Raw genomic sequence first — 7,871 nt, 5'->3', positions numbered from 1 at the left:
CGGGGGCCCGGCCCGGCGGGTAGCCCGGGGGCCCGCGGCCGTCCCCCCGCCCCCGGCCGCGGACCGGGGCCCGTCCCCCACGGCCCCGCCGCGCCCGGATGCCGGCCCTCCGGCCCGCCAGACCCGATCAGATCCCACCCCGAGGAGATGTGGTGCCAGAAACCGCTCCCGACGTCCAGATCGAGCCCGCCGAACTGCGGTACGCCGAGGAACTCGCCTTCCTCGCGGCCCACGACACCGGGCCCCGCCCTCCCGGCTGGCGGCTCACCCCCCGCGCGGTCGTGACCTTCATCGTCGGCAGCGACGGTGCCAGGCTGCGGCTGCCCGAACCCGCCGAAGGAGTCCCGGCGAGCCTGGAGATCCCCGCCAAGTTCGTCGGCGAGCGCGGCCTCGTCGAACGCTGCGTCGTCACCCTCGCCGGGGAGCGCGGCCTGCTGCTCGTCGGCGAACCGGACACCGCCAAGTCGCTCCTGTCCGAACTGCTCGCCGCCGCCGTCAGCGGCACCGGCGCGCTCACGGTGCAGGGCACCGCCGGAACCACCGAGGAACACCTGCGCTACGGCTGGAACTACGCGCTCCTGCTCGCCAAGGGCCCCACCGTCGACGCCCTCGCGCCCTCCCCGGTGCTCACGGCCCTGCGGACGGGCCGCGTCGCCCGGGTGGAGGAGGTCACCCGCTGCCTGCCCGAGGTCCAGGACTCCCTGGTCTCACTCCTCTCCGACCGGCGGATGGCCGTCCCCGAACTCACCGAGGACGGCCAGTTCCTGGCCCGGCCCGGCTTCAACGTGATCGCCACCGCCAACCTGCGCGACCGGGGCGTCTCCGAGATGAGCGCCGCCCTCAAACGCCGGTTCAACTTCGAGGTGGTCCCGCCCATCGCCGACCTGGACGCCGAGGTGGACCTCGTCCGCCGCCAGGCGGGCACGGCACTGGCCCGGCACGGACACGCACTCCCCGTGGACGACGCCGTCATCGAAGCCCTGGTCACCGCCTTCCGCGACCTGCGCTCCGGTGCCTCGGTCGAGGGCTGGCCGGTGGAGCGCCCCACCACCGTCATGAGCACCGCCGAGGCGGTCGGTGTCACCACATCCCTGGGCCTGCAGACCGCCTACCTGGGCGTGGCCGACCCTCTCTCCCTGGTCCCCGGCTACCTGCTGGGAGCGGTCCGCAAGGACGACGCCGACGACCAGGGCCGCCTGCTCGCCTACTGGGACTCCACGATCCGCCACCGTGCCGAGAACGGCGCCCGGCTGTGGAAGCGCCTGTACGAGCTGCGCCACGTCGTGGGGGAGTGATGCGCGTGTTCGGGGAGCAGAACCACCGGGGGCCGTGCCCCGCCGCCCGCGGAGAGGGGAGGGCCCGCCGGTGAACACCGCCGAGGTACTCGACGGACCCGAGACGGTCGGGGCCGTCCCCGAGGCGCTGGCCGCGTGCGCCCAACCCCACCTCATCGGGGTGCGCCACCACTCGCCGGTGCTGGCCGCCGCCGTCCCCGCCCTCCTGGAGGCGGCGGACCCCGACGCCGTGCTCGTCGAACTCCCCCTGGAGGCCGGACCGTGGCTGGAGTGGCTCGGCCACCCCGACACGGTGGCCCCGGTGGCCCTCGTGATCGGCGACGCCGACCGGGGAGAGCACGCGTACTACCCGTTCGCCGACTTCTCACCCGAGCTGGCGGCCGTCCGCTGGGCGCGCGCCCACGGGGTGCCGGTGCACGCCGTCGACCTGCCCGCCTCCGTGCCGGTCCCCGACACCGGTGCCGAGCGCACCGGGGGCCCGGGCCTGGACCGCGCGCTGCTGCGCGCCGCCGGTGTCTGCGACGGTGAGGAGCTGTGGGACCGGATGGTGGAGGCCCGCTCCTACGGCGCCGCCCCAGAGCGGGTCCGCCGAGCGGCCCTCACCCTGGGGTGGGCCCACCGCGCCGCGGCGCTCGGCACGGGCGGAATCGGCCACCGCGACCGTGCCCGCGAGGCGTGGATGCGCCGCCGCGTCACCGAGATCGGCGCCGCCCGGCCCGTCGCCGTCGTGGGCGCCTTCCACGCCGCCGCGCTCCTGCCCGAACACGCCCTGCCCGACCCGGTGCGGCCTGCGGCGGTGGGGATCGCCGGCGGGCCGGGTCCCACCCCCGCAACATCCGCGGGTGGCGGGCATGGGGACACCGCCGCCGCGGCGGTGTCTGTGCGGGGAGAGGACCCGGGCGACCTCCCGCCCACCGCCGAGATCGCTGTGCCCACCCCCGGGGAGCACGCCGACACGGGGCTGTCCACCGCCCTCATCCCCTACACCTTCGCCCTCCTGGACTCGCGTTCGGGCTACCCGGCCGGTATCCGCGACCCCGAGTGGCAGCAGGACGTCCACGCCGCCGGGGGCAGCCCCGACGGGGTCGAACGGGCGGCCGTCCGGCGCCTGTCGGCCATCGGCGGCCACCTGCGCGCGGACGGTCACGTGTGCGGCGTCCCCGACACGACCGCCGCCTACCGGATGGCCCGCGACCTGGCCGCCCTGCGCGGACTTCCCGCGCCGGGCCGACGCGAGCTGGTCGAGGGCCTCTCCAGCGCCCTCGCCCAGGGCGAACCCCTGGGCCGCGCCCGCGCCCTGGCCCGCGCGGCCCAACGCGAGCTCGTCGGCACCCGGCGCGGCGCCACCGCCCCCGGGGCCCCGGTCTCCGGCCTGGTCGTCCACACCACCTCCCTCCTGCGCCGTCTCGGGCTGCCCGGCCCCGGAGACGAGGGTCGCGACCTGCGGCTGGACCCCCTGCGCGGGGGGCGCGACCGCGAACGCCACATCGCCCTGCACCGTCTGTACGCGGCGGGCGTCTCCTACGCCGAACCCCGTGACGGCGGCCGCACCACGGACGGGGAGACCCTGGGCCGGCTGTGGACCGTGCGCTGGACCCCTGCCTGCTCCGCCACCCTCGAACTCGCCTCCTGCTACGGGACGACCCTCGAACAGGCCGCGCGCGGCCGGGTCGCCGCCCGTCTTCGCGACGCCGCGGACGGCGGCGGGGGATCACTGACCCCGGAGGTCGCGGGCGCCCTCCTCACCCAGGCCGCCGAGTGCGCCCTGACCGACCTGGCCGCCGACCTGGGGGACCGGGTCAGGGAGGAGGTCCTGCCCCGGGCCGGCCTGGCCGACGCGGTCGAACTGCACGACCGCGTCCAACGCGTCGTCTCCGGCCAGGTGCCGGGCATGCCGCATGCTCCCGAGCCCCTGCACCGACTGCGCGTGCGACTGGCCGAGGCCGCGGTCGCCTCGGTCCCGGGCATGGCCGGCAGCGCGGACCCGGCCGACGCCGCCGCACTGCTGCGGGTCGTGCGCCTGGTCCAGGACCAGGCGCCCCTGCCCGGCGCGATGGGCCCCCAGCGGCTCCTGTGGCACCTGGGGCAGCTCGCCGACGACGGCGGACCGCTCGCCCAGGGCGCGGCGTCCTCGGCGCTGATGGTCCTGGGCGGCCTGGCCCCCGAGAAGATGGCCGGACGCCTCACCGGATGGCTGGAGGCGGCCGTCGGCGGCAGGGGAGGCGCGCTCGCCCTGCGCCTGGCGGGGGCGATGACCGTGGCCGCCCCCGTGGTCGAGGCCGACCCCGGCGTCCTGGACGCCCTCACCGGACAGGTGGAGGCCTGGCCCGACGACGGCTTCCTGACACGGCTGCCCGCCCTGCGCGAGGGGTTCGAGGCGCTGTCGACGGCCGCCCGCGCGCGTTTTTTGGACGCGGTCACCGAGAGGATCGGTGAGGTGGACGCCCGCCTGGAGGTGCCGCCGGAGCTGGCCCTCTCACTGGCCCGCGCCGACACCGCCGCACGTGAGGCGGTGGAGGCCCTGCTGCCCGGCCTCGTCCACCGCGCGGACACCGATCCCGCACGGGCGGGCGCGGCCGCCACCCGCACGGACGGCGGCCCCTCCGCCGTCATCCCTGCCCCCCTCTGCGCCACCCCTTCCGTGCCGCCCGCCACCTCCGGCCGGGCCGGTTCCACCGGCCACGCCTCCTCCGACAACCCCCCGGCCCCCGCCGCGGACGCGGACGCGGTGGCCGCTGTTCCAGTCTCCACCGGCCGGAGGCCCTCCGAGCGGTTGTCCACAGGCCCGCTCCCGGGCGGCGGAGCCCCGCACGCCATCGGGGCCGCGGACCGGTGGCGGCTCGTCCTGGGGCGTCCGCCCCACGGCGGCGGGACGCTCGCCCGCCGTGCGTCGGCGGCACTCGACGAGCTGTACGGGCGCGGCCACGGGGAGGGCTCTCAGGAGACCGCCAACCGCCCCGGCGCGAGGGGCGGCCAGGGGAGCTCGGAACCGGTCGCGCGCCAGTGGGACGAGGAGCTCCAGGACCTGTTCGGCGGCACCGTCCGGGAGGAGGTGCTGGGGAGGGCCGCCGTGCGGGGCAGGGCCGACGCCCTCGACCGCCTCGACCCCGGCCGGGTCACCGCCTCCGTCGACCTCCTGGAACAGGTGCTCTCGCTCGCCGGAGCGCTGCCCGAGGCCCGTCTGGCCACGCTGCGCCCCCTGGTCAGGGCGATCACCGAGCAGCTGGTGCGACAACTCGCGCACCGCATGCGCCCCGCACTGTCGGGCCTGTCCGTACCGCGCCCCACCCGGCGGCGCGGCGGGCCCCTCGACCTGGGACGCACCGTCCGGGCCAACCTCCGCACGGTCCGCCCCGGCCCGGACGGCCCGCTGCTGATCCCCGAGAACCCGGTCTTCCGGACCAGGGCGCGTCGGAGCGCGGACTGGCACGTCCACATCGTCGTGGACGTGTCGGGTTCGATGGAGCGCTCCACGATCTACGCGGCCCTCGTCGCGGCCGTCCTGCACGGCCTGCCCGCGCTGAGCGTGTCGTTCACGACCTTCTCCACGGAGGTGATCGACCTCACCGACCGGGTGTCGGACCCGCTGTCACTCCTGTTGGAGGTGTCCGTGGGCGGCGGCACCGACATCGGTGCGGCGCTGGCCCACACCCGGGAGAGGATCAGGGTGCCCAGCCGCACGATCGTCGCGCTCGTCACCGACTTCGAGGAGGGCGGGAGCCTGCCCCGTACCCTGGCCGAGGTCCGTGCGCTCGCCGCCGGTGGAGCCCACCTGCTCGGACTGGCCGCCCTCGACGACACCGGGGCGCCGGTCTGCAACCAGGCGACCGCCGCCCAGTTCGTGGCCGCGGGCATGCCGGTCGCCTCGCTGAGCCCCCGGGAACTGGCCTCGTGGATCGGTGAGAAGGTGCGCGGTTGAGCCGCCGCACCGGGCGCGCGGCAGGTGCGGCGCAGCACCTGCCGCGCCACGGCGCCAGGCGCCCGCCCCCCGGCCGGGCGTGCCCGTCACCGAGGCACACCCCCGGTGGTCGCCGACCGCCACAGGACGGGGCGTTCCACGCCCCCTCGACCGTCCCGGGCCGCCGTCCCCGCACGCACCGCCCACCCCAGCCCTCCGAGGAGAACCCCAGGTGACCGCCGAACGCCCCCGGATCGATCCGGGCCTGCTCGCCGAGCTGCTCGACGCCGCACCGGGCCGGGTCCGCCGCAAGCTGGACGCCGCCCCGCGCGCCGCCGAGGAGTGGGACTGGACCACCGACGGGCGGGTGTGGACCGTCGCGGCCGGGAACGAGACCGTGACACTGGACGGCCCGCGGATCACCGGGGCCGACCAGGTCGCCTGCACCTGCCTGCTCGGCCCCCGCTGCCTGCACCTGCTCTCCGTCACCGGGCTGCTGGTCCCCACGGGCGACGACGGCGACGAGGACCCCGCGCCCTCCGGGCCCCGGAGCGGTTCCGAGGACACCGGCTCCGGGGGCGGGGCCGGTGCCGCGGCGCCCACCCGTCCCCCCGGCTCCGGGGAGCCCGCCACCGACCCCCTCACCACGCAGGTCGAGACCGACGGCGACGTCCGTGCCGCCGCCGCGCTCGCCTGGGCGGCCGGAGCCCGGACGCTGGCGGGCGGGCTGAGGGCGGCGGGATCCTCCCAGCGCTCCGAACTCCTGCGAGCGGCGGCGACGGCCCGCGCCGCGCGGCTGCCCCGCCTGGCCGCCGCCTGCACCGCGGTCGCCGCCGGTCTGCGCGACCACGCCTCGCCCGGATTCGCCCTGGCCGAGTACACCGACGCCCTCAGCGGCCTCCTCGACACCTCCTGGCGGCTCGGCGGCGGGCCCGAGGGCCCCCGTCCCTCGCCGACCCTCGCGGACGTGGGGACCGGCCGCCGCTCGTACACCGAGATCGGCTCCCTCCGGCTCTACGGGCTGGGATGCGAACGCGTCGCCACCGCTTCCGGCTACGCGGGTGTCGTCACCCACGCGGTCTCCCTCACAGGGGGAACCCGCCTGTGGCGGATCGGTGACGTCGTCCCCGGCGACGCCGGCCGTGCCTCGGCCGTCTACGGCGCCGGGATCAACTTCGGCGGGTCCGCGCTGAGCCACCGGGACCTCGGACGCTCGGGCATGATCGCGCAACGGGTGAGCGCCAGCGCGGACGGCCGCCTCAGCGGGGGGTCCGCGACGACGGCGGCGGTCTCCGCCGGGTGCGCGTGGGACGAGGCGCCCCTGTCCGCGCTCTGGGAGCGCCCGCTCTCCGAACAGGTCGCCGCGGCGGTCGCCGCGCGGGCGTCGCCCGTCCACCGCACCGGTGACGACCTGGTCTTCGCCGACCTCACCGTCACGGGAGAGGCGGACGGCGCGACCGCGGTCGTGGAGACCTCCACCGGTGCTCCGCTGGTCCTGGGGCCCGACGGCCCCCAGGACCTCCTGCGCGCGCGCAACCTCCTCCGGTTGGCCGCCGAACCCGGGCTCGCGCTACGGGCGGTGGCCAGACCGGTCCCCGAACGCCCCGGGCTCCTCGTGCCGGTGACGGTGTCCGTGCCCGGGCTGGCCCTGCCCGAGGCGTGGAAGGGGCGGATCAACCTCTCCCTGGACACCCTGCCGTCGGCCGGTGCGGCGGGCCCGTCCCGGCCCCTGCCGACGGCTCCGCCGGGGGCCGACCCGGGCCTGGGCCCCCTGACACGGGTCCTCACCAGGGTGGCCGAGGCCGGGCGGGAGGCCGCCCCGGCCGACCCCGCGCTGGCCGCCCGGTTGCGCGGCAACCACCTGCCCACCGCCGCCGACGTCCTGGGAGAGGTGGTCGACTCGGCCCGGGAGCGGTGGCGCACCGCCACGGGGGAGTCGGTGGTCCCCCCGCCCGACCGCCTGGCCCGCGCGTGGCTGGCGGCGGCGACCTACCTGGGGGCGGCGCACCAACACCTGCACACCCTGGCCTGGACCGAACGGGTCGGCGGCCCGGCCTGACGGGCGCGGGCCCCGGTCCCGACCTACGCGGGGCCGGATCTGCGCCAGGCCAGCACGGCCGTCCACGTCGCGGCCCCGGTCAGGACCAGGGCGAGCGGGACGTGCGCCTGGATCGGCCCGTAGGTCCCCACGGCGGCCTGCGGGAAGCCGATCAGGAACGCCACCAGGCCGACCAGCAGGAGCATGAGCGGTCGGCCCCGGCCGGCCCCGGAGCGGTACCAGTACACCGCCGCCGCGACCAGGAGCAGCCCCGCCGCCACGTGCACCCCGAAGGCGCCGTAGTAGTGGAGCGGAAGGGCGGCGGTGTTGAACGTCACCAGCTGCCCGGCGGTCGCGCCCTCCCAGAGGATGGCGGCCAGGTGGAGGAGGGCAGCCACCCGTATCACCCACAGGAGCGGGGGTGCGGCGGTGTCCGGAGGGGTGGTCGGTTCCATGGTGCGGCCTTTCGGTTCGTGGGCGCTCACGACTCCGATCCTGCACCATGCGAGGCCTTCCGTGCTGTGCGAGGGGACCGGCGCGTGCCTCCGCTGCGCCCGGCCCGGTGCCCCTCGCGTCCTCGCGCGCCGCTGTGCCCGGCCCCCGGCGCCCGGGTCCCGTGCCTTCCGTCCCCGCCTCCCGG

At 77.4% G+C, this 7,871-nt stretch carries 4 protein-coding genes; 3 read left to right on the top strand and 1 reads right to left on the bottom strand.

The genetic code is table 11. The features are described from left to right. Window positions 1–152 precede the first annotated feature (152 nt). From ACFWTE_RS17800 to ACFWTE_RS17790, 3 genes are all read left to right on the top strand, one after another. Complete coding sequence (locus ACFWTE_RS17800; protein WP_378780590.1) at window positions 153–1,295, top strand: AAA family ATPase; 1,143 nt, start codon at window positions 153–155, stop codon at window positions 1,293–1,295. A 70-nt stretch (window positions 1,296–1,365) separates the two neighbouring features. Further along, entirely contained in the window at window positions 1,366–5,214 is a 3,849-nt protein-coding gene (locus ACFWTE_RS17795; protein WP_378780589.1) for a DUF5682 family protein, read from the top strand. Window positions 5,215–5,425: 211 nt separating this feature from the next. Further along, complete coding sequence (locus ACFWTE_RS17790; RefSeq protein ID WP_378780588.1) at window positions 5,426–7,252, top strand: hypothetical protein; 1,827 nt, start codon at window positions 5,426–5,428, stop codon at window positions 7,250–7,252. A gap of 23 nt (window positions 7,253–7,275) precedes the next feature. Here the strand turns inward: ACFWTE_RS17790 and ACFWTE_RS17785 are convergent, their stop codons facing one another. Then, window positions 7,276–7,716 (bottom strand): hypothetical protein, encoded by a 441-nt coding sequence (locus ACFWTE_RS17785; RefSeq protein ID WP_378780587.1) that lies wholly within the window; start codon window positions 7,714–7,716, stop codon window positions 7,276–7,278. Window positions 7,717–7,871 lie beyond the last annotated feature (155 nt).

This window comes from Nocardiopsis sp. NPDC058631 (genome assembly GCF_042716955.1).
GTDB lineage: Bacteria > Actinomycetota > Actinomycetes > Streptosporangiales > Streptosporangiaceae > Nocardiopsis.
Note: the sequence above shows the minus strand (reverse complement) of the source record. Positions and strands in the feature narration are given on the sequence as shown.